The following is an 18,735-nucleotide window of genomic DNA, read 5'->3' as shown; positions in this document are numbered from 1 at the left end:
CCTTAGTGTTGAGCCGCGGGGCCGCCAATCGGCGATTCCGGACGATCATTCTGGGCAGCCGGAGTGCCCGAGGTCTTGTCGTCGTCCCAGTCACGCGGTTCGCGCGGGGTACGACCAGACATGATGTCGTCAATCTGGTCAGCGTCGATGGTCTCGTACTTCATCAGCGCTTCGGCCATGGCGTCGAGCTTGTCGCGGTTGTCGGTCAGCAGCTGCTTGGCAGTGGCATAGCACTGGTCGATGATGCTGCGTACTTCGGAGTCGATCAGCTTGGCAGTCTCGCCCGAAACACTGGCGTGCTGGCTGCCGGCGCTACGGCCGAGGAACACCTCGCCCTCTTCTTCGGCATACATCAGTGGGCCGAGTTTTTCGGACAGGCCCCACTTGGTCACCATGTTCCGTGCAATCTGGCTGGCGCGCATGATGTCGTTGGACGCGCCGGTGGTAACGCCATCGAAGCCCAGGGTCATTTCCTCGGCGATACGGCCGCCATACAGCGAGCAGATCTGGCTGATCAGGGCGCGCTTGGACAGGCTGTAACGGTCTTCCTCTGGCAAGAACATAGTGACGCCCAGGGCGCGACCACGAGGAATGATGGACACCTTGTAGACCGGATCGTGCTCCGGCACCAGGCGACCAACGATGGCGTGGCCTGCCTCGTGATAGGCAGTGTTCTGTTTTTCTTTCTCGGACATGACCATGGTCTTGCGCTCGGCGCCCATCATGATCTTGTCTTTGGCCAGCTCGAACTCTTTCATTTCGACCAGGCGCTTGTTGGAGCGCGCAGCGAACAGCGAGGCCTCGTTGACCAGGTTGGCCAGGTCGGCACCAGAGAAGCCAGGGGTGCCACGAGCAATGACCGCCGGGTTGACGTTATCGCCGATCGGCACCTTGCGCATGTGCACTTTGAGGATCTGCTCACGGCCGCGGATATCCGGCAAGCCAACCACGACCTGACGGTCGAAGCGGCCCGGGCGCAGCAGTGCAGGGTCGAGGACGTCCGGACGGTTGGTCGCTGCAATGACGATGATGCCATCGTTCATTTCAAAACCATCCATCTCCACCAGCAACTGGTTGAGGGTCTGCTCGCGCTCGTCGTGACCACCGCCCATGCCGGCGCCACGGTGGCGACCAACGGCGTCGATTTCGTCGATGAAGATAATGCACGGTGCGTGCTTCTTGGCCTGCTCGAACATGTCACGCACGCGGCTCGCGCCCACGCCGACGAACATTTCGACGAAGTCAGAGCCGGAAATGGTGAAGAACGGCACCTTGGCTTCGCCGGCAATGGCCTTGGCCAGCAGGGTCTTACCGGTACCTGGCGGGCCGACCATCAACACACCACGTGGAATGCGGCCACCCAGGCGCTGGAACTTGCCCGGGTCACGCAGGAACTCGACCAGTTCGCCGACCTCTTCCTTGGCCTCGTCGCAGCCAGCGACGTCAGCCAGGGTAGTCTTGACCTGGTCTTCGGACAGCAGGCGCGCCTTGCTCTTGCCGAAGCTCATCGGGCCGCCCTTGCCCCCCGCACCACCTTGCATCTGGCGCATGAAGAACATGAATACGGCAATGATCACCAGAATCGGGAAGCTCGCGACCAACAGCTGGGTCCAGATGCTCTGCTGCTCAGGCTGCTTGCCTTCGACCACGACGTGGTTGTCGACCAGGTCGCCGATCAGGCCATTGTCGGTAATGGCCGGGCGCACGGTCTTGAAGTTGTCACCGTCGGCGCGCTTGCCGGTAATGATGTAGCCGTCGACGGTCACACGCTCGACCTTGCCATCCTTGACCTGCTGGATGAAGTCGGAGTAGTTGAGGGTCTGCGGCTCGTTAGGGCTGGAGAAGTTGTTCATCACCGTCACCAGGACAGCTGCGATGATCAACCACAGGATCAGATTCTTTGCCATGTCGTTCAATTCGCTACCCTCTGAGGCCGGCGCACGACGCAGCCGTGCCTCGCATGATATTCATCGCCCTAACTTACTACATTACCTACGCATCCGCAGGCACCGTCTGTAACCCTTTGTGAAACCTAGACTACACGAAGTTCGGACGATCCAGACGGGCTGGCCGATTGGAATTAACTATCAGCCACCCCGCAACACGCCTCATGCCCCTTTGAATCCCTTGGCCAGCAGATACTGTTCACGGGAACGATCCCGCGAAGACGATGGCTTGCGCATCTGTACCTTGTCGAACTTGCTACGCACGTCCTTGAGGTACACATCGAAACCCTCGCCCTGGAAAATCTTGATCAGGAAGTCCCCGCCGGGCTTGAGCACGCGGGTCGCCAGATCCAGAGCCAGCTCGCAGAGGAACATGGCACGCGGCATGTCCACCGCAGGCGTACCACTCATATTGGGGGCCATGTCGGAAATCACAAGGTCTACGTGCGAATCACCGACCGCCTGGAGGATCTGCTGCAGCACTTCGTCCTGGGTGAAGTCGCCTTGAATGAAGGTAACATCAGGGATCGAGTCCATTTCCAGGATGTCGGAAGCGATCAGTCGACCTTGGCCACCAATCAGACGACTGGTCACCTGCGACCAGCCCCCAGGCGCTGCGCCCAGGTCGATCACGCTCATGCCAGGGCGAATCAGGCGGTCCTTCTCCTGAATCTCCAGCAGTTTGTAGCTCGCGCGCGAGCGGTAGCCATCCTTCTGCGCCTGCTTCACAAAAGGATCGTTGAAATGCTCTCGCAGCCAGTTTGCGCTGCTTTTGGAACGTTGTACCACGGGGCACCTCGATGATATGCGTCGTGATTGACTGGGCGGAGCCGGTGGCCCTCGGGTAAAATGCCGGTCAATTTTACAGAATCAGACGGAAAGGGTCAGATTATGCCGCTCAATAACGAGCAGAAGAAGCAATACAAGTCCATTGGTCATGACCTGAAGCCGGTCCTGATCGTTGCTGGCAACGGTTTGAATGAAGGCGTCATCGCCGAACTGGAACGCGCGCTGGCCGACCATGAACTGATCAAGGTCGAGATTCGTTCGGAAGACCGCGAGGAACGCGCCGAAACCATCGCCGAGCTGTGCAAGGCCGGCCGTGCCGAACTGGTGCAGACCATCGGCAAGAAAGCCCTGATCTACCGCAAGAACCCACAGCCGAACAAGCAGCTGTCCAACATCCACCGTTACAAGTAACGGTAGCTCCGATCAGTGGCGCGGTGAACGCGCCCTGACCGGGACCGGCTGGGCCACCAGCACGATGCCGGAAAAGCCCAGCACCAGGAAGCAGAACATCTGCCAGCGCTCGCCCACGGAAATACCGTAGCGCAAGGTGTAATACCCTACGCAGGCACCAAAGCCGAGCAACAGCATCTGGCCACGGAACTGCCGCCACCAGGCCGCCAGGCCGTCCACCCTCGCCAGCACTGCCAGCTGGGTCAACAAGCCAAGCAACGCCACGCCGATCAACCAGCGGTCGATCTGCCCTGCGATGTCCTGCACCAGCAGCGGCGCCAGGCCACTGACCTTGAGCGCAGGCACCAGCCCCACGTGAAACACCCACAAGCCACCGACCCAGAAAACCTGGGCCAGTTGCCAGAGGATGCCCTCGAGGGATGGCGCCCGCAGGCGCCGATCAGATGTGCTTGACTTCGACAATCTCGTACTCGACCGTGCCGCTCGGCGTCTTGACGACGACAGTATCACCTTCTTCCTTGCCGATGATGGCGCGGGCGATCGGTGCGCTGCTCGAAAGCTTGCCCTGCTTCACGTCGGCTTCGTCCTCGCCGACGATCTGGTAAGTCACCTCGTCATCGGTTTCGGTGTTGGCCAGCACCACGGTGGTGCCGAAGATCACCTTGCCGGTGTGAGGGATAGTGGTCACATCGATCACTACCGAGTTTTGCAGCCGGCCTTCGATATCGCGGATACGCGCTTCGACCATGCCCTGCTCTTCACGGGCGGCATGGTATTCGGCGTTTTCCTTGAGGTCGCCCAGCTCGCGTGCTTCACCGATCGCCTGGCTCAGGCGCGGGCGCTCGGTCTTGCTCAGGAACAGGTGCTCCTCTTCCAGGGCGCGAGCGCCCTGGACGGTCATCGGGTACTTGGTAATGCTCATGCTTTGAGTCCTGCATGCAAATCCTGCAAGCGACGAACGGTCTTTTCAGGGCCGAATTTCAGCGCTTCGCAGATGGCTTCACCAGCCGCAATGGTGGTTGTGCAGTAAATCTTGTGCTGCAGCGCATTGCGACGAATCGAGTAGGAATCGGCGATCGACTGGCGGCCTTCGGTGGTGTTGATGATCAGCGACACTTCGTCGTTCTTGATCATGTCGACCACGTGCGGGCGACCCTCGGTCACTTTGTTCACGCGGCGCACTTTCAGGCCAGCCGCTTCGATAACCTTGGCGGTACCTGCAGTAGCAACCACTTCGAAGCCCAGGGCGATCAGGTCACGGGCAACGCCAGCCACCTGTGGCTTGTCGTCGTCACGCACGCTGATGAATGCGGTACCGCCGGTTGGCAGCACTTCGCTGGCACCCATCTGGGCCTTGGCGAACGCTTCACCGAAGCTGTCGCCGACACCCATGACTTCACCGGTCGATTTCATCTCAGGGCCGAGGATCGGGTCAACCCCTGGGAACTTGGCGAACGGGAAGACGGCTTCCTTGACGCTGTAGAAGTTCGGGATGATTTCTTCGGTGAAGCCCAGTTCTTTCAGGGTTTTGCCAGCCATGACGCGCGCCGCGATCATCGCCAGCGAAGTGCCGATGCACTTGGAGACGAACGGCACGGTACGCGAGGCGCGCGGGTTGACTTCGATCACGTAGATCTTGTCGCCCTGCAAGGCCAGCTGCACGTTCATCAAGCCGACAACGCCCAGTTCCAGGGCCATCTTGCGCACCTGCTCGCGGACTTCGTCCTGCACTTGCTTGCTCAGCGAGTACGGCGGCAGCGAGCACGCCGAGTCACCGGAGTGAACGCCGGCCTGCTCGATGTGCTGCATGATGGCGCCGATCACCACGTCGGTGCCGTCGCAGACCGCATCCACGTCCATCTCGATGGCGCAGTTGAGGAAGTGGTCGAGCAGCACCGGGCTGTCGTTGGACACCTGTACCGCTTCACGCAGGTAGCGCTTGAGCTCGTCCAGTTCGTAGACGATCTCCATGGCGCGGCCGCCCAGTACGTACGATGGGCGCACGACCAGTGGGTAACCGATACCGCCAGCGGCACGGATGGCCTCGTCTTCGCTGCGCACGGTAGCGTTTGGCGGCTGCAGCAGGTTCAGGCGCTGAACCATCTGCTGGAAGCGCTCGCGGTCTTCGGCGCGGTCAATGGCGTCCGGGCTGGTACCGATGATCGGTACGCCGGCTTCTTCCAGGGCGCGTGCCAGTTTCAGCGGAGTCTGGCCGCCGTAGTGAACGATCACGCCCTTGGGCTTCTCGACGCGGCAGACTTCCAGCACGTCTTCCAGGGTCAGCGGCTCGAAGTACAGACGGTCGGAGGTGTCGTAGTCGGTGGAAACGGTTTCCGGGTTGCAGTTGACCATGATGGTCTCGTAACCGTCTTCACGCAGCGCCAGTGCCGCGTGTACGCAGCAGTAGTCGAACTCGATGCCTTGGCCGATACGGTTAGGGCCACCACCGAGGATCATGATCTTGTCGCGGGTCGACGGGTTGGCCTCGCACTCTTCCTCGTAGGTGGAGTACAGGTAGGCGGTGTCGGTGGCGAACTCGGCGGCGCAGGTGTCGACGCGCTTGTAGACCGGGAACACTTCCAGCTTGTGGCGGTGACGACGCAGGTTCTTGTCGGTGATGCCGAGCAGCTTGGCAAGGCGCTGGTCCGAGAAGCCTTTGCGCTTGAGGCGCAGCATCAGGTCCTTGTCGATGGCCGACAGGGCCAGGGTCTTGACCTTCTCTTCTTCCTTGATCAGGTCTTCCATCTGAACCAGGAACCACATGTCGATGCCGGTCAGGGCGAAGATTTCTTCGCACGTCATGCCCGAACGCATGGCATCAGCCACGTACCAGATGCGCTCGGCGCCTGGTACGGTCAGTTCGCGTTTGAGGATGCTGCTGGCTTCTGGGCTGGCCAGGTCGACTTTCGGGTCCAGGCCACAGGCACCGACTTCCAGGCCACGCAGGGCCTTTTGCAGGGATTCCTGGAAGGTACGGCCGATGGCCATAACTTCACCCACAGACTTCATCTGGGTGGTCAGGCGGGCGTCGGCTTTCGGGAATTTCTCGAAGGCGAAGCGTGGCAGCTTGGTGACGACGTAGTCGATCGACGGCTCGAAGGACGCCGGGGTACGACCGCCGGTGATGTCGTTCTGCAGCTCGTCCAGGGTGTAGCCGACGGCCAGCTTGGCGGCGATCTTGGCGATCGGGAAGCCGGTGGCCTTCGAAGCCAGGGCCGAGGAACGCGAAACGCGCGGGTTCATCTCGATCACGACCATGCGGCCAGTGTTCGGGCAGATACCGAACTGCACGTTGGAACCGCCGGTTTCGACACCGATTTCACGCAGCACCGCCAGCGAGGCGTTGCGCATGATCTGGTATTCCTTGTCGGTCAGGGTCTGTGCCGGCGCCACGGTGATCGAGTCACCGGTGTGCACGCCCATCGGGTCGAAGTTCTCGATGGAGCAGACGATGATGCAGTTGTCCTTCTTGTCGCGGACCACCTCCATCTCGTATTCCTTCCAGCCGATCAGCGATTCGTCGATCAGCAGTTCCTTGGTCGGCGACAGGTCCAGACCACGGGCGCAGATTTCTTCGAATTCTTCACGGTTGTAGGCGATACCACCACCGGTGCCGCCCATGGTGAAGGACGGACGGATGATGCACGGGAAGCCCAGACGCTCGAGGACCGCGTTGGCTTCTTCCATGCTGTGGGCGATACCGGAGCGCGGGCACTCCAGGCCGATGTCCTTCATCGCCTTGTCGAAGCGCGAACGGTCTTCGGCTTTGTCGATGGTGTCGGCGTTGGCACCGATCATCTCTACGCCGAAATTTTCCAGAACGCCGTGGCGCTCCAGGTCCAGGGCGCAGTTCAGTGCGGTCTGGCCGCCCATGGTCGGCAACAGCGCGTCAGGGCGCTCTTTCTCGATGATCTTGGCCACCGATTGCCATTTGATCGGCTCGATGTAGGTGGCGTCGGCCATGGCCGGGTCGGTCATGATGGTGGCAGGGTTGGAGTTCACCAGGATGACGCGGAACCCTTCCTCGCGCAGGGCTTTGCAAGCCTGGGCGCCGGAGTAGTCGAATTCGCAGGCCTGGCCGATCACGATCGGGCCAGCGCCGAGAATCAGGATGCTTTTGATGTCTGTACGTTTTGGCATGGTTGTCACTCAAATCCGCGGGTCAGTCGGCAAGCCGTCTTGAACAATCTGGGTCAGGCGCTTCCGGGCGCGGCGCAAGCCGTCCCGGGGCCTTGATGCAGGATGCTCAGCGGCGCTTGGCCATGGCATCGGTGAAACGATCGAACAGGGGCGCGACGTCGGTCGGGCCTGGGCTCGCTTCAGGGTGGCCCTGGAAGCTGAACGCGCTCTTGTCGGTACGCTCGATACCCTGCAGGGTACCGTCGAACAGCGACTTGTGGATGGCGCGGACATTGCCCGGCAAGGTGGCTTCGTCCACCGCGAAACCGTGGTTCTGGCTGGTGATCATGACCACGCCGGTGTCCAGGTCCTGGACTGGGTGGTTGGCACCGTGGTGGCCGTGGCCCATTTTCAAGGTCTTGGCGCCGGAAGCCAGGGCCAGCAGTTGGTGGCCCAGGCAGATGCCGAATACCGGGATCTCGGTTTCAAGGATTTCCTTGATTGCCTGGATCGCGTAGTCGCATGGCTCGGGGTCACCTGGGCCGTTGGAGAGGAACACGCCATCGGGGTTGAGGGCGAGCACTTCGCTGGCCGGGGTCTGGGCAGGCACCACGGTCACGCGGCAACCGCGGGCGACCAGCATGCGCAGGATGTTCAGCTTGACGCCGTAGTCGAAGGCGACCACGTGGTACGGCAGTTCGGATGCGTCCAGGGTCGGGTGGCTGTCGGTTTTCAGCTCCCACACGCTGGAGCGCCACTCGTAGCGCTCCTTGGTGGAAACGACCTTGGCCAGGTCCATGCCCTTCAGGCCCGGGAAGGCACGGGCAGCGGCGATGGCGGCTTCTTCGCTGATGTTGTCACCGGCAAGGATGCAACCGTTCTGAGCGCCCTTTTCACGCAGGATACGGGTCAGACGACGGGTGTCGATACCCGCGATGGCAACGACATTGTTCGCCTTGAGGTAGTCGGGCAGCGACTGGGTGTTACGCCAGTTGCTGGCCAGCAGCGGCAGGTCACGGATGACCAGGCCAGCCGACCAGACACGGTTCGACTCGGCGTCTTCCGGGGTAGTGCCGGTGTTGCCAATGTGCGGGTAGGTCAGGGTAACGATTTGCTGCGCGTAGGAAGGGTCTGTAAGGATTTCCTGGTAGCCGGTCATAGCGGTGTTGAACACCACCTCACCAACGGTCTGACCGTCGGCACCGATGGCTTCACCGCGAAAAATACTGCCGTCGGCAAGGGCGAGTATGGCTGGCTTTGTCAAGAAGACCTCCCGTAAATCAAGCATGAAAGGGCGATCGCAGGTTGCAAAAAAGCGGAGTGACGTATGGACACGTCACCCCGCTTTTATGTGCTGAATTCAATTCGCTGCGCGCTTTTAGTGGACACACTAAAGCTGTAGCTTACAGAAAAGTGCGTTTTGGGTCTACCGTATATGTGCCTCTAAAACACATGATTGCGACAGACAGGGATCGGCGGGGCATTCTTCGCGGGGCAAGCCCGCTCCCACAGAGGATTGTGGAGTCCTTGTGGGAGCGGGCTTGCCCCGCGAAGAAATCAACACTGCTTGAACGGCTTAGCGCAGCTCCAGCACATCCTGCATGTCGTACAAGCCAGCCTCACGCCCATCCAGCCACAGCGCTGCACGCACCGCACCCTTGGCGAAGGTCATGCGGCTGGAGGCCTTGTGGGTGATTTCCAGGCGCTCGCCTTCAGCGGCGAACAACACGGTGTGGTCACCCACTACATCGCCGGCACGCACAGTAGCGAAGCCGATGGTCTTGCGATCGCGCGCGCCGGTCTGCCCTTCACGGCCATACACCGCCACTTCCTGCAGGTCACGCCCCAGCGCATTGGCGACCACTTCGCCCATCCGCAGCGCAGTCCCCGAGGGTGCATCGACCTTGTGCCGGTGGTGCGCCTCGATGATCTCGATATCGACATCATCACCCAGCACCCGCGCCGCCATGTCCAGCAACTTGAGGCTCAGGTTGACGCCTACGCTGAAGTTGGCGGCGAACACGATAGGAATGTCCTTGCCTGCCTCGACCAGCAACTGCTTCTCTTCAGCGGTGAAACCGGTGGTACCGATGATCATCGCCTTGCCGTGCTTGCGGCAGAACGCCAAATTCTTCAGGGTCACCGAAGGGTGCGTGAAGTCGATCAGCACGTCGAATTCGTCAGCCACCTTGGCCAGGTCATCGGACAGCAACACGCCGATCCGCCCGAGGGCCGCCAACTCACCGGCATCAGCCCCGACGAGCGAACTGTCAGGACGATCGATCGCCGCCGTGAGCCCGGCACCCGGGGTTTGCTGCACCGCTTCAACGAGGGTCTTGCCCATCCGCCCTGCCGCGCCCATCACTGCAATACGTCGCATAGCCATGTCCTTTTCAGAGATCGCCGAAGAAGCGCTTCACGCCTTCGAACCAGCCACTGGCCTTGGGCGAATGGGAGCTGTCGCCTTCGAGCGAATCCCGCAGTTCCTCGAGCAGCTCGCGCTGGCGGCGGCTGAGGTTGACCGGGGTTTCCACTGCCACGCGGCACAGCAGGTCACCGGCCGCACCACCACGCACTGGCGCCACACCCTTGCCACGCAGGCGGAACTGCTTGCCGGTCTGGGTACCTTCGGGGATCTTCAGCTTGACGCGACCGTCAAGGGTCGGCACTTCCAGCTCGCCACCCAAGGCAGCGTCGGTGTAGCTGATCGGCACTTCGCAGTACAGGTGCTTGCCATCACGCTGGAAGATCGCATGCTCACGCACGTTGATGACCACGTACAGGTCACCGGTAGGGCCGCCGTGGGTCCCCGCCTCGCCCTCGCCGGACAGGCGAATGCGGTCGCCGGTATCGACACCTGCCGGCACCTTGACCGACAACGTCTTGTATTCCTCGACACGGCCTTCGCCATGGCACGAGGTGCATGGGTCGGTAATGATCTTGCCCTGGCCATGGCAGCGCGGGCAGGTTTGCTGCACCGAGAAGAAGCCTTGCTGCATGCGCACCTGGCCGATACCGCCACAGGTCGGGCAAGTGGCCGGGGTGGAACCTTTCTTGGCACCGGAGCCATCGCACGGCTTGCAGTTGACCAGGGTGGGAACGCGGATACTGACCGTGGTGCCACGCACCGCTTCTTCCAGGTTCAGCTCCAGGGTATAGCGCAGGTCGCTGCCACGCTGGGCACCGCCACGCGAACCGCCACGACCACCACCGAAGAAATCGCTGAACACATCACCGAAAATATCGGAGAAGTTGGCGCCACCGAAGCCGGCACCACCGCCACCCATGCTAGGGTCGACGCCGGCATGGCCGTACTGGTCATACGCCGCGCGCTTGCTGGCATCGGACAGCACTTCATAGGCCTCGTTGGCCTCCTTGAACTGCTCTTCCGACTCCTTGTCGCCCGGGTTGCGGTCGGGGTGGAACTTCATCGCCAGGCGGCGATAGGCCTTTTTGAGATCACCTTCACTGGCGCCGCGCTCGACACCCAGGACCTCATAATAATCACGCTTTGCCATAGGTCATTTGCACTCTTGGGGGCGTTCGGCATACCTCTGCGCTATGCGCTGTGCCGCAGCACCCGCCACCGCTCGAAGGCTTTGACAGATGCTGTAAAAATTCTCGTATTCCAGACACACCAACGCGGGAGCAAGCCCCCGCGCGGCGACATCCTACCAGCTCACCCGCAAACGCCGGTGAGCTGGCCGACAACATGCAACGATTACTTCTTGTCGTCGCCTTTCACTTCTTCGAACTCGGCGTCAACCACGTCATCGTGCTTGGCTTCCGGCTCGGCTTGTTGCTGGGCGCCGCCTTCAGGCTGCTGAGCCTGGTCGGCGTACATCTTCTGCGCGACCGGTGCCGAGACCTTGGACAGCTCTTCGACCTTGGCTTCGATGGCAGCCTTGTCGTCGCCTTTGACAGCGGCTTCCAGGGCAACCACGGCAGCCTCGATGGCAGCCTTCTCTTCGGCAGTGACCTTGTCACCGGCGTCAGCGACCATCTTGCGCGTCGAGTGCACCAGCGCATCACCCTGGTTACGGGCGGCGGCCAGCTCTTCGAACTTGCGGTCTTCCTCGGCGTTCGCCTCGGCGTCACGCACCATGCGCTCGATTTCTTCGTCCGACAGGCCGGAGTTGGCCTTGATCACGATCGACTGCGACTTGCCAGTGGCCTTGTCTTTGGCGCTGACGTGCAGGATGCCGTTGGCGTCGATGTCGAAGGTCACTTCGATTTGCGGAACGCCACGCGGTGCTGGCGGAATGTCAGCCAGGTCGAACTTGCCCAGCGACTTGTTCTGCGCAGCCTGCTTACGCTCACCCTGCAGCACGTGGATGGTCACGGCGCCCTGGTTGTCGTCGGCAGTCGAGAACACCTGCGACTTCTTGGTCGGGATGGTGGTGTTCTTCTCGATCAGCGAGGTCATCACGCCGCCCATGGTTTCGATACCCAGGGTCAGCGGGCTAACGTCCAGCAGCAGTACGTCTTTGACGTCACCGGCCAGAACCGCGCCCTGAATGGCTGCACCCATGGCGACAGCTTCGTCCGGGTTGACGTCTTTGCGTGCTTCTTTACCGAAGAAGTCGGCAACAGACTTCTGCACCAGCGGCATACGGGTCTGGCCACCGACCAGGATCACGTCGTCGATCTTGCTCACGTCAATGCCAGCGTCTTTCAGCGCGATGCGGCAAGGCTCGATGGTACGGTTGACCAGGTCTTCTACCAGCGACTCCAGCTTGGCGCGGGAAATCTTCACGTTCAGGTGCTTCGGACCGGTCGCATCTGCAGTGATGTACGGCAGGTTGACGTCGGTCGACTGAGCGGACGACAGCTCGATCTTGGCCTTTTCCGCAGCTTCTTTCAGGCGCTGCAGAGCCAGAGGGTCGTTCTTCAGGTCCATGCCGGACTCTTTCTTGAACTCCTCGACGAGGTAGTCGATCAGGCGCATGTCGAAGTCTTCACCACCCAGGAAGGTGTCGCCGTTGGTGGCCAGCACTTCGAACTGGTGCTCACCGTCGACTTCGGCGATTTCGATGACCGATACGTCGAAGGTACCACCACCCAGGTCATAAACGATGACGGTGTGGTCGCCCTTGGCCTTGTCCATGCCATACGCCAGTGCAGCGGCAGTCGGCTCGTTGATGATACGTTTTACGTCCAGGCCAGCGATGCGGCCGGCGTCTTTGGTCGCCTGGCGCTGGCTGTCGTTGAAGTAGGCCGGAACAGTGATGACCGCTTCGGTAACAGGCTCACCGAGGTAGTCTTCGGCGGTCTTCTTCATTTTCTTCAGGACTTCGGCGCTGATCTGCGGCGGAGCCATTTCCTTGCCAGCAGCCTCGACCCAGGCGTCACCGTTGCCCGCCTTGACGATTTTGTACGGCACCAGCTTGATGTCTTTCTGCACGACGTCTTCTTCGAAGCGGCGGCCAATCAGGCGCTTCACTGCGAACAGGGTGTTGTGCGGGTTGGTGACAGCCTGGCGCTTGGCCGACTGACCTACCAGGATTTCGCCATCGTTGGCGTAGGCCACGATCGAAGGGGTGGTACGCGCACCTTCGGCGTTTTCGATGACTTTGACGTTACCGTTTTCCAGAATGGAGACGCACGAGTTAGTGGTCCCCAGGTCGATACCGATGATTTTACCCATGTTAACTCTCCCGAAACTTGAATTTGGTAGCAGCGACTACGTTGGCCAACTGCAGTAATACTTGAAGGCTTGACACCTAGATGGGGATGCCCCGACGGATTTCAAGCCTTTTCATCGATCGAAGGTTGCGGGGCGCTCGGCGCCTTGCTGACCACTACCATGGCAGGGCGCAGCAGGCGGCCGTTGAGCAGGTAACCCTTCTGGAACACGTTCAGCACGCTGTTGGGCTCTGCTTCAGCGCTCTCCTGCATGGCCATCGCCTGATGGTGCTCGGCATTGAATGGTTGGCCGTGCGGATCGATGGCTTCGAGGTTGTAACGCTTGAGGGTGTCCTGGAACATCTTCAGGGTCAGCTCAACACCTTCGCGGATCTTCTTGACGTGCTCATCTTCAGCACTGGAGTGCGCCAGGGCGAGTTCCAGGCTGTCGATCACCGGCAGCAGATCGCCTGCGAACTTCTCCAGGGCAAACTTGTGTGCCTTCTCGACGTCCTGCTCGGCGCGACGGCGCACGTTCTGCAGGTCGGCAACGGCACGCAGGGACTGATCCTTGGCGGCGGCCAGCTGCTCCTCGAGCTCCTGAACACGGGCGCCGATTTCTACTGCACCAGTCTCTTCAGCGTTAAGGTCTTTCTCATTCAGCTGTTCGTCAGCCATGGGGTCTCTCCTTCGCAATTTCTGTAGTACGAGCAAAGCTCGCCGTGTCTGCCGGCTATATGGGGCCGGAAAAACCAGCTTCAAGGGGCAATGCGCTTTTCAGGGCCTATCAGGAATCTCTCGGCGGGCATTGGCAGACCTGAAAAAAGTACTGTATAAATAACCAGACCTGACCTTCGGGAGCCGCCCCCATGCTGGTGCACCTGTCCATTCAAAATTACGCCATCGTCGAACACCTCGACCTCGAACTTGCCCGTGGCATGTCCGTCATCACGGGCGAAACCGGTGCCGGCAAGTCGATCATGCTCGACGCCCTCGGCCTGGCCCTGGGGGATCGCGCCGACAGCGGCGTGGTGCGCCCCGGTGCAGACAAGGCAGACATCCTGGCCACCTTCGACCTGGTGGACATTCCCGAAGCACATACCTGGCTCACCGAACGCGACCTGAACAACGACGGGCCCTGCATTCTGCGCCGGGTTATCACCGCAGAGGGCCGCAGCCGCGGCTACATCAACGGCACCCCCTGCCCGCTGAGCGATCTGAAGGCCCTGGGCGAACTGCTGATCGACATCCACAGCCAGCATGAACACCAATCGCTGCTCAAGACCGACACCCACCGCCGCCTGCTCGACGAGTACGCCGGCGCCATCGACCTGGCCCGCCAAGTACAACTGGCGGCCAAGCGCTGGAACCAGACCCGCCTGGAGCTCGAGCGGCTGTCCAACTCCGGTGACGAGCAGCGCGCCCGCCATCAGTTGCTCAGCTACCAGCTCGAAGAACTCGATAACCTCGGCCTGGGTGAAAACGAGCTGGAGCAGTTGGAGCAGGAACACAAGAACCTGACCAATGCCGAAGCCCTGTTCGGCATCTGCCGCCAGGTCATCGACCAATGCAGCGAAAGCGATTCGGGCAATGTGCTCGGCGCCCTGACCGCCAGCCTCAACCGCCTGGGCGCGGCGAACAACACCCCGAAGGCGCTGGGTGAGGCCGCCAACCTGATCGCCAGCGCGCAGATCCAGATCGAAGAAGCCGTTGGCGAGCTCAATCGTTTCCTCGACAACTTCGACGCAGACCCCATGCGCCTACAGGCACTGGAAGAGCGCCTGGACACCATCTATACCCTGGCGCGCAAACACCGCGTGCACCCCACTGAACTGCCGCACCTGCAACAGCAGTTGATGGAAGAGATCGAAGGCCTGAATGCCAGCGACGAGTCGATTGAACGCCTCGGCGAAGAACTGGCCGCCTTTGCCCAGCATTACAAAGAGAGGGCCATCGAGCTGAGTGCCTTGCGCCAGCAGGCTGCGCAGCAACTGGCGATTGCGGTTGAGCAGGAAATCCAGCGCCTGGGCATGCCCGGTGGCCGCTTCTGTATCGAGCTCACGCCCAACGAAGGCAGCGACCTGTCGCCACACGGCCTGGAGCAGATCGAATTGCTGGTCAGCGCCAACCCGGGGCAGCCGCTCAAAGGCCTGGCCAAGGTAGCCTCCGGGGGTGAATTGTCACGTATCAGCTTGGCGATTCAGGTCATCACTGCACAAACCTCGCGCATACCAACACTGGTATTCGACGAGGTGGACGTGGGTATCGGCGGGCCTACCGCCGAGATCGTCGGCCAGTTGCTGCGCCGGCTGGGTGAACGGGGCCAGGTGCTGACCGTCACCCACCTGCCACAAGTTGCAGCGCAAGGGCACCACCACCTGTTCGTACACAAGGTGCGCAACAGCGACACCACCCACACCGCCGTGGCCAACCTGGGCAAACGCGAGCGGGTCGAGGAAGTGGCACGGATGCTGGGCGGGATCGACCTGACCAAGGAATCGTTGGCGCACGCGCGCAAGATGGTCGTCAGCGGCAAGGCGTGAGCCTCAGTCACCCTCTTCGCAGGCAAGGGAGTCGACCTGGAGTTGATAGCGTAGAAAGCACAAAGGCGACCCTAGGGTCGCCTTTGCAGTTCATAACGATCGAAATCGTTACTTTTTCTTACGCACATAGAGGACCAGGTTGTGGTCCACCAGTTCGTAGCCATGCTCGGCCACGATCTCCTTTTGACGCCGCTCGATTTCGGCATCCATGAATTCGATCACTTCGCTGGTTTCCACGTTGACCATATGGTCGTGGTGACCGCCGTCCGCGAGCTCGAAAACCGCGTGACCGCCATCGAAGTTGTGGCGCACCACCAGACCAGCCGCTTCGAACTGGGTCAGTACGCGATAAACGGTTGCCAGACCGACGTCCTCGCCAGCCTCCATCAGCGCCTTGTAGACATCCTCGGCGCTCATGTGACGTTGCTCGGTCGAATCGAGCATCTGAAGGATCTTGACTCGAGGCAGTGTCACCTTGAGACCGGCTTTGCGCAATTCGCTATTTTCAACCATGGTCAGCTTTCTCGCCGATGCTGCTTCGCAGCTTCTCTTAATACGGGTATGATCGGGGTTTACGTTGTCCAGCCAAGATAGTGGAAGTCGCCCACCGATGCAAAACAACACCAAGCACTTGCTAACCAGCCTCACCTTCGTGGGACTGCTCGCACTCGCCGGTTGCTCGTTTCCCGGGGTTTACAAAATCGACATCCAGCAGGGCAATGTCGTCACGCAAGACATGATAGACCAATTACGCCCCGGAATGACCCGTCGGCAAGTAAGGTTTATCATGGGCAACCCGCTGCTCCAGGATACGTTCAACACCAATCGTTGGGATTACCTGTACAGCTTGCAGCCTGGTGGCGGGCAACGCCAGCAGGAACGCATGAGCATCTTCTTCAACGACAGCGACCAACTGGTGAGCCTGTCGGGCGACTTCATGCCAGGCGTGAGCCGCGACCAGGAAATCCTCGGCGGCAGCAGCAATACCACGGTCAGCCCGGCCACCGAGCCAGGCCAGCCAGCGCCGCAGCCGGAAGAGAAACCGGCCAAGGCCGGTTCGGTGGAAGAGTCCATCCAGCGCGAGATCGACACCATCGAAACTACGCCGGTGCCGACCCCTGCCCCTCTGGAAACGTCGCCGCAGTAATTGCAGGTGACATGAAAAGCCCGGGCCAAGGCCCGGGCTTTTTTGTGGGCAACCGCTTGCCAGCAATCAGCTATAGAGCTGCTTGGCGCGCTGGCAAAACGCATCCACCAAGGTATTGGCGGCCTGGTTGAACAGCGGGCCCAACGTAGCGCGCACAATCGGCCCAGCGTAATCGAAGGACAGGTCCAGGCTGATCTTGCAGGCCTTTTCGCCCAGCGGCTTGAACACCCACACGCCATGCAGTTGGGTGAACGGCCCTTCTTCCAGGTTCATCTCGATGGACTGCCCCGGCACCAGCACATTGCGCGTGACAAACTGCTGGCTCATGCCGCCCTTGGCCACTTCCAGCTTCGCCCGCATGTGCGTGTCACTGGCCTCGATCACCGTCGATGCAGAGCACCAGGGCAAAAATTGTGGGTAGTTGGCCACGTCGTTGACCAGATCGTAGAGCGCCTGGGCAGGGTACGGCAGCAGGGCGGAGCGTTGAATATGGGTAGTCATCCAGGCGTCACTTCCAAGGCTGGGTGGCGGCGCTTCGCAGCGTGCCGAAAACAGGTTCTGTGCGTATGACAGGGCCTGTATTGTCCGGTATTCATTGCGGTGGCTCAAGCACACCGAAATCCCGTAGCCGACGACGCGATGACTTGCCTATAATGCCGCCCCTATGGCTAAGCAAAAGAAACATCCGACCGGGACCATCGCGCAAAACAAGAAAGCGCGACACGATTACTTCATCGAACACAAGTTCGAGGCCGGGCTGGTCCTGTCCGGTTGGGAAGTAAAAAGCCTGCGGGCCGGCAAGGCGCACCTGACCGACAGCTACGTGCTGCTCAAGGATGGCGAAGCCTGGCTGTTCGGCAGCCACATCACCCCGCTGACCACTGCCAGCACCCACGTCATCGCCGACCCTACCCGCACCCGCAAGCTGCTGCTGAACAAGCGCGAGCTCGAGCGCGTGGAAGCCGCTGTGGCGCAGAAGGGCTACACCTGCGTGGCCTTGGCGCTGTACTGGAGCAAGCACCTGATCAAGTGCGAAATCGCGCTCGGCAAGGGTAAAAAGGAATACGACAAGCGCGATACCGTGCGCGAACGCGATTCCAACCGCGAGCTGCAGCGTGCGGTGCGCAATAAGGGCAAGGAAGACTAAGACTTCTTTTTGCCTGTGCAGGCCCTTCGCGGGGCAAGCCCGCTCCTACAGGATTGGCGTGCGGCCTTAATCCTGTAGGAGCGGGCTTGCCCCGCGAAGGGGCCGCAGCACACTAGCGCCCGCTGCGCCGCTCCGCCCGCGCTACCCGCTGCGCCTCGTCCTGCGCCTCTTCCAGCACTTCCTGCACATACAGAATGTGCCGGCTGGACACCTCGCGCGCCTCGTCCGCCCTGCCCTCGACAATTGCCAGGTACAGCTCGCGGTGCTGGCTGATCAGCATGTCCCGCGTTTCGCTACGCTGCTGGTACATGCCGCCAATGTTGGTCACCACGTTGCGCTTGAGCAGGTCGAACAACCCGCGAATGGTGTGCAGCAGCACGGCATTGTGGCTGGCTTCGGCAATCGCCAGGTGAAAACGCGCATCCGCCGCCCCCTCTTCTGCACGGGTAACCTCGTCGGCCCGTGCATAGCAATCCTGCAAGGTATCGAACGCTGCTTTCAGGCGTAGACGATCAGGCTCGGTGGCCCGCTGGGCCGCGTAATACGCACATGAGGCCTCCAGCGTATGGCGAAACTCCAGCAGGTCGCGCTGCGCCTCGGCACTGTGCTCTAGCAACTGCAACAACGGGTCGCTGAACGTCGACCCCAGCGACTGGGCCACATAGTTGCCGCCGCCCTGGCGACTGACCAGCAGCCCCTTGGCCACCAGCTTCTGGATCGCCTCGCGCAGTGAGGGGCGCGACACACCGAACTGTTCGGCGAGGACACGTTCGGCCGGCAGCCGCTGCCCGGAGGTCAGCGTGCCTTCCAGAATCATCCCTTCCAACCGATCGACGATGTCGTCGGACAGGCGCCGTTGGCGGACCTGATCAAAAACCATCACTTGCTCTCCACAAACCCCCGGCACATTTCGGGGGGAGCCTATTCTCGCCGATCCACGCAGCGCCAGCACCCATCAGGTGGGGTTTTTCCCTGGCAAACAGCGGGCCATTCATCGGTGCCCGACCA

Annotated in this window: 17 protein-coding genes; 4 read left to right on the top strand and 13 right to left on the bottom strand. The window is 61.1% G+C overall.

Features of this window, described 5'->3' with window-relative positions:
• Window positions 1–2: 2 nt before the first annotated feature.
• Both ftsH and rlmE read right to left on the bottom strand, forming a co-directional pair.
• Window positions 3–1,907, bottom strand: coding sequence for an ATP-dependent zinc metalloprotease FtsH (ftsH, locus tag L6D80_RS16395; RefSeq protein ID WP_054900953.1), 1,905 nt, complete (start codon window positions 1,905–1,907; stop codon window positions 3–5).
• Window positions 1,908–2,108: 201 nt separating this feature from the next.
• Window positions 2,109–2,735, bottom strand: coding sequence for a 23S rRNA (uridine(2552)-2'-O)-methyltransferase RlmE (rlmE, locus tag L6D80_RS16390; protein WP_016391785.1), 627 nt, complete (start codon window positions 2,733–2,735; stop codon window positions 2,109–2,111).
• 102 nt (window positions 2,736–2,837) lie between these two features.
• On the opposite strand from rlmE, the gene yhbY reads away from it, so the two are divergent.
• Complete coding sequence (yhbY, locus tag L6D80_RS16385) at window positions 2,838–3,146, top strand: ribosome assembly RNA-binding protein YhbY (protein WP_051101222.1); 309 nt, start codon at window positions 2,838–2,840, stop codon at window positions 3,144–3,146.
• Window positions 3,147–3,158: 12 nt separating this feature from the next.
• Here the strand turns inward: yhbY and L6D80_RS16380 are convergent, their stop codons facing one another.
• The 8 genes from L6D80_RS16380 to grpE all read right to left on the bottom strand — a co-directional run bounded on the left by L6D80_RS16380 (window position 3,159) and on the right by grpE (window position 13,568).
• A complete protein-coding gene (locus L6D80_RS16380; protein ID WP_012053750.1) occupies window positions 3,159–3,608 on the bottom strand; it encodes a hypothetical protein in 450 nt (149 codons plus the stop codon).
• Window positions 3,586–4,068 carry a transcription elongation factor GreA gene (greA, locus tag L6D80_RS16375; RefSeq protein WP_082422760.1) on the bottom strand — a complete coding sequence of 161 codons (483 nt, stop codon included), beginning with the start codon at window positions 4,066–4,068 and terminating at the stop codon, window positions 3,586–3,588. Before greA ends, L6D80_RS16380 begins: the two co-directional genes overlap by 23 nt.
• Window positions 4,065–7,286 carry a carbamoyl-phosphate synthase large subunit gene (gene carB / locus L6D80_RS16370; protein ID WP_176515071.1) on the bottom strand — a complete coding sequence of 1,074 codons (3,222 nt, stop codon included), beginning with the start codon at window positions 7,284–7,286 and terminating at the stop codon, window positions 4,065–4,067. The genes greA and carB overlap by 4 nt, the downstream gene beginning before the upstream one ends.
• Before the next feature lie 106 nt (window positions 7,287–7,392).
• Window positions 7,393–8,529, bottom strand: coding sequence for a glutamine-hydrolyzing carbamoyl-phosphate synthase small subunit (gene carA, locus L6D80_RS16365; RefSeq protein ID WP_054900951.1), 1,137 nt, complete (start codon window positions 8,527–8,529; stop codon window positions 7,393–7,395).
• A 312-nt stretch (window positions 8,530–8,841) separates the two neighbouring features.
• Window positions 8,842–9,645, bottom strand: coding sequence for a 4-hydroxy-tetrahydrodipicolinate reductase (dapB, locus tag L6D80_RS16360; protein WP_054900950.1), 804 nt, complete (start codon window positions 9,643–9,645; stop codon window positions 8,842–8,844).
• A 13-nt stretch (window positions 9,646–9,658) separates the two neighbouring features.
• Window positions 9,659–10,783, bottom strand: coding sequence for a molecular chaperone DnaJ (gene dnaJ, locus L6D80_RS16355; protein ID WP_054900949.1), 1,125 nt, complete (start codon window positions 10,781–10,783; stop codon window positions 9,659–9,661).
• 203 nt (window positions 10,784–10,986) lie between these two features.
• Window positions 10,987–12,912, bottom strand: a complete 1,926-nt coding sequence (gene dnaK, locus L6D80_RS16350; protein ID WP_054900948.1) for a molecular chaperone DnaK — start codon at window positions 12,910–12,912, stop codon at window positions 10,987–10,989.
• Window positions 12,913–13,013: 101 nt separating this feature from the next.
• Window positions 13,014–13,568 (bottom strand): nucleotide exchange factor GrpE, encoded by a 555-nt coding sequence (gene grpE / locus L6D80_RS16345; protein ID WP_054900947.1) that lies wholly within the window; start codon window positions 13,566–13,568, stop codon window positions 13,014–13,016.
• Window positions 13,569–13,759: 191 nt separating this feature from the next.
• Here grpE and recN point away from each other — a divergent pair, with 191 nt between their 5' ends.
• Complete coding sequence (recN, locus tag L6D80_RS16340; RefSeq protein ID WP_176515073.1) at window positions 13,760–15,433, top strand: DNA repair protein RecN; 1,674 nt, start codon at window positions 13,760–13,762, stop codon at window positions 15,431–15,433.
• A gap of 108 nt (window positions 15,434–15,541) precedes the next feature.
• Here recN and fur read toward each other — a convergent pair whose 3' ends face one another.
• The gene (gene fur / locus L6D80_RS16335; protein WP_008096237.1) at window positions 15,542–15,946 is read right to left on the bottom strand and encodes a ferric iron uptake transcriptional regulator; all 405 of its coding nucleotides are present in this window, start codon (window positions 15,944–15,946) and stop codon (window positions 15,542–15,544) included.
• A gap of 97 nt (window positions 15,947–16,043) precedes the next feature.
• On the opposite strand from fur, the gene L6D80_RS16330 reads away from it, so the two are divergent.
• On the top strand, window positions 16,044–16,580 hold the full coding sequence (locus tag L6D80_RS16330; protein ID WP_054900945.1) for an outer membrane protein assembly factor BamE: 537 nt from the start codon (window positions 16,044–16,046) through the stop codon (window positions 16,578–16,580).
• 66 nt (window positions 16,581–16,646) lie between these two features.
• Here the strand turns inward: L6D80_RS16330 and L6D80_RS16325 are convergent, their stop codons facing one another.
• Window positions 16,647–17,081: a type II toxin-antitoxin system RatA family toxin gene (locus L6D80_RS16325; RefSeq protein WP_054900944.1), complete on the bottom strand. Its 435-nt coding sequence runs from the start codon at window positions 17,079–17,081 to the stop codon at window positions 16,647–16,649.
• A 163-nt stretch (window positions 17,082–17,244) separates the two neighbouring features.
• On the opposite strand from L6D80_RS16325, the gene smpB reads away from it, so the two are divergent.
• Window positions 17,245–17,727: an SsrA-binding protein SmpB gene (gene smpB / locus L6D80_RS16320; RefSeq protein ID WP_054900943.1), complete on the top strand. Its 483-nt coding sequence runs from the start codon at window positions 17,245–17,247 to the stop codon at window positions 17,725–17,727.
• 112 nt (window positions 17,728–17,839) lie between these two features.
• Here smpB and L6D80_RS16315 read toward each other — a convergent pair whose 3' ends face one another.
• The gene (locus L6D80_RS16315; protein WP_054900942.1) at window positions 17,840–18,607 is read right to left on the bottom strand and encodes an FCD domain-containing protein; all 768 of its coding nucleotides are present in this window, start codon (window positions 18,605–18,607) and stop codon (window positions 17,840–17,842) included.
• Window positions 18,608–18,735: the final 128 nt, after the last annotated feature.

The sequence above is a fragment of the Pseudomonas ceruminis genome (assembly GCF_021602025.1).
GTDB classification, from domain to species: Bacteria; Pseudomonadota; Gammaproteobacteria; order Pseudomonadales; family Pseudomonadaceae; genus Aquipseudomonas; species Aquipseudomonas ceruminis.
Note: the sequence above shows the minus strand (reverse complement) of the source record. Positions and strands in the feature narration are given on the sequence as shown.

Excerpts from the sequence above, each read along its gene's own strand:
- smpB (WP_054900943.1), top strand. The coding sequence starts at position 17,245 with ATGGCTAAGCAAAAGAAACATCCGACCGGGACCATCGCGCAAAACAAG.
- L6D80_RS16325 (WP_054900944.1), bottom strand. The coding sequence starts at position 17,081 with ATGACTACCCATATTCAACGCTCCGCCCTGCTGCCGTACCCTGCCCAG.
- greA (WP_082422760.1), bottom strand. The coding sequence starts at position 4,068 with ATGAGCATTACCAAGTACCCGATGACCGTCCAGGGCGCTCGCGCCCTG.
- ftsH (WP_054900953.1), bottom strand. The coding sequence starts at position 1,907 with ATGGCAAAGAATCTGATCCTGTGGTTGATCATCGCAGCTGTCCTGGTG.
- carB (WP_176515071.1), bottom strand. The coding sequence starts at position 7,286 with ATGCCAAAACGTACAGACATCAAAAGCATCCTGATTCTCGGCGCTGGC.
- L6D80_RS16330 (WP_054900945.1), top strand. The coding sequence starts at position 16,044 with ATGCAAAACAACACCAAGCACTTGCTAACCAGCCTCACCTTCGTGGGA.
- dnaJ (WP_054900949.1), bottom strand. The coding sequence starts at position 10,783 with ATGGCAAAGCGTGATTATTATGAGGTCCTGGGTGTCGAGCGCGGCGCC.
- dapB (WP_054900950.1), bottom strand. The coding sequence starts at position 9,645 with ATGCGACGTATTGCAGTGATGGGCGCGGCAGGGCGGATGGGCAAGACC.
- fur (WP_008096237.1), bottom strand. The coding sequence starts at position 15,946 with ATGGTTGAAAATAGCGAATTGCGCAAAGCCGGTCTCAAGGTGACACTG.
- L6D80_RS16315 (WP_054900942.1), bottom strand. The coding sequence starts at position 18,607 with ATGGTTTTTGATCAGGTCCGCCAACGGCGCCTGTCCGACGACATCGTC.
- recN (WP_176515073.1), top strand. The coding sequence starts at position 13,760 with ATGCTGGTGCACCTGTCCATTCAAAATTACGCCATCGTCGAACACCTC.
- dnaK (WP_054900948.1), bottom strand. The coding sequence starts at position 12,912 with ATGGGTAAAATCATCGGTATCGACCTGGGGACCACTAACTCGTGCGTC.
- yhbY (WP_051101222.1), top strand. The coding sequence starts at position 2,838 with ATGCCGCTCAATAACGAGCAGAAGAAGCAATACAAGTCCATTGGTCAT.
- grpE (WP_054900947.1), bottom strand. The coding sequence starts at position 13,568 with ATGGCTGACGAACAGCTGAATGAGAAAGACCTTAACGCTGAAGAGACT.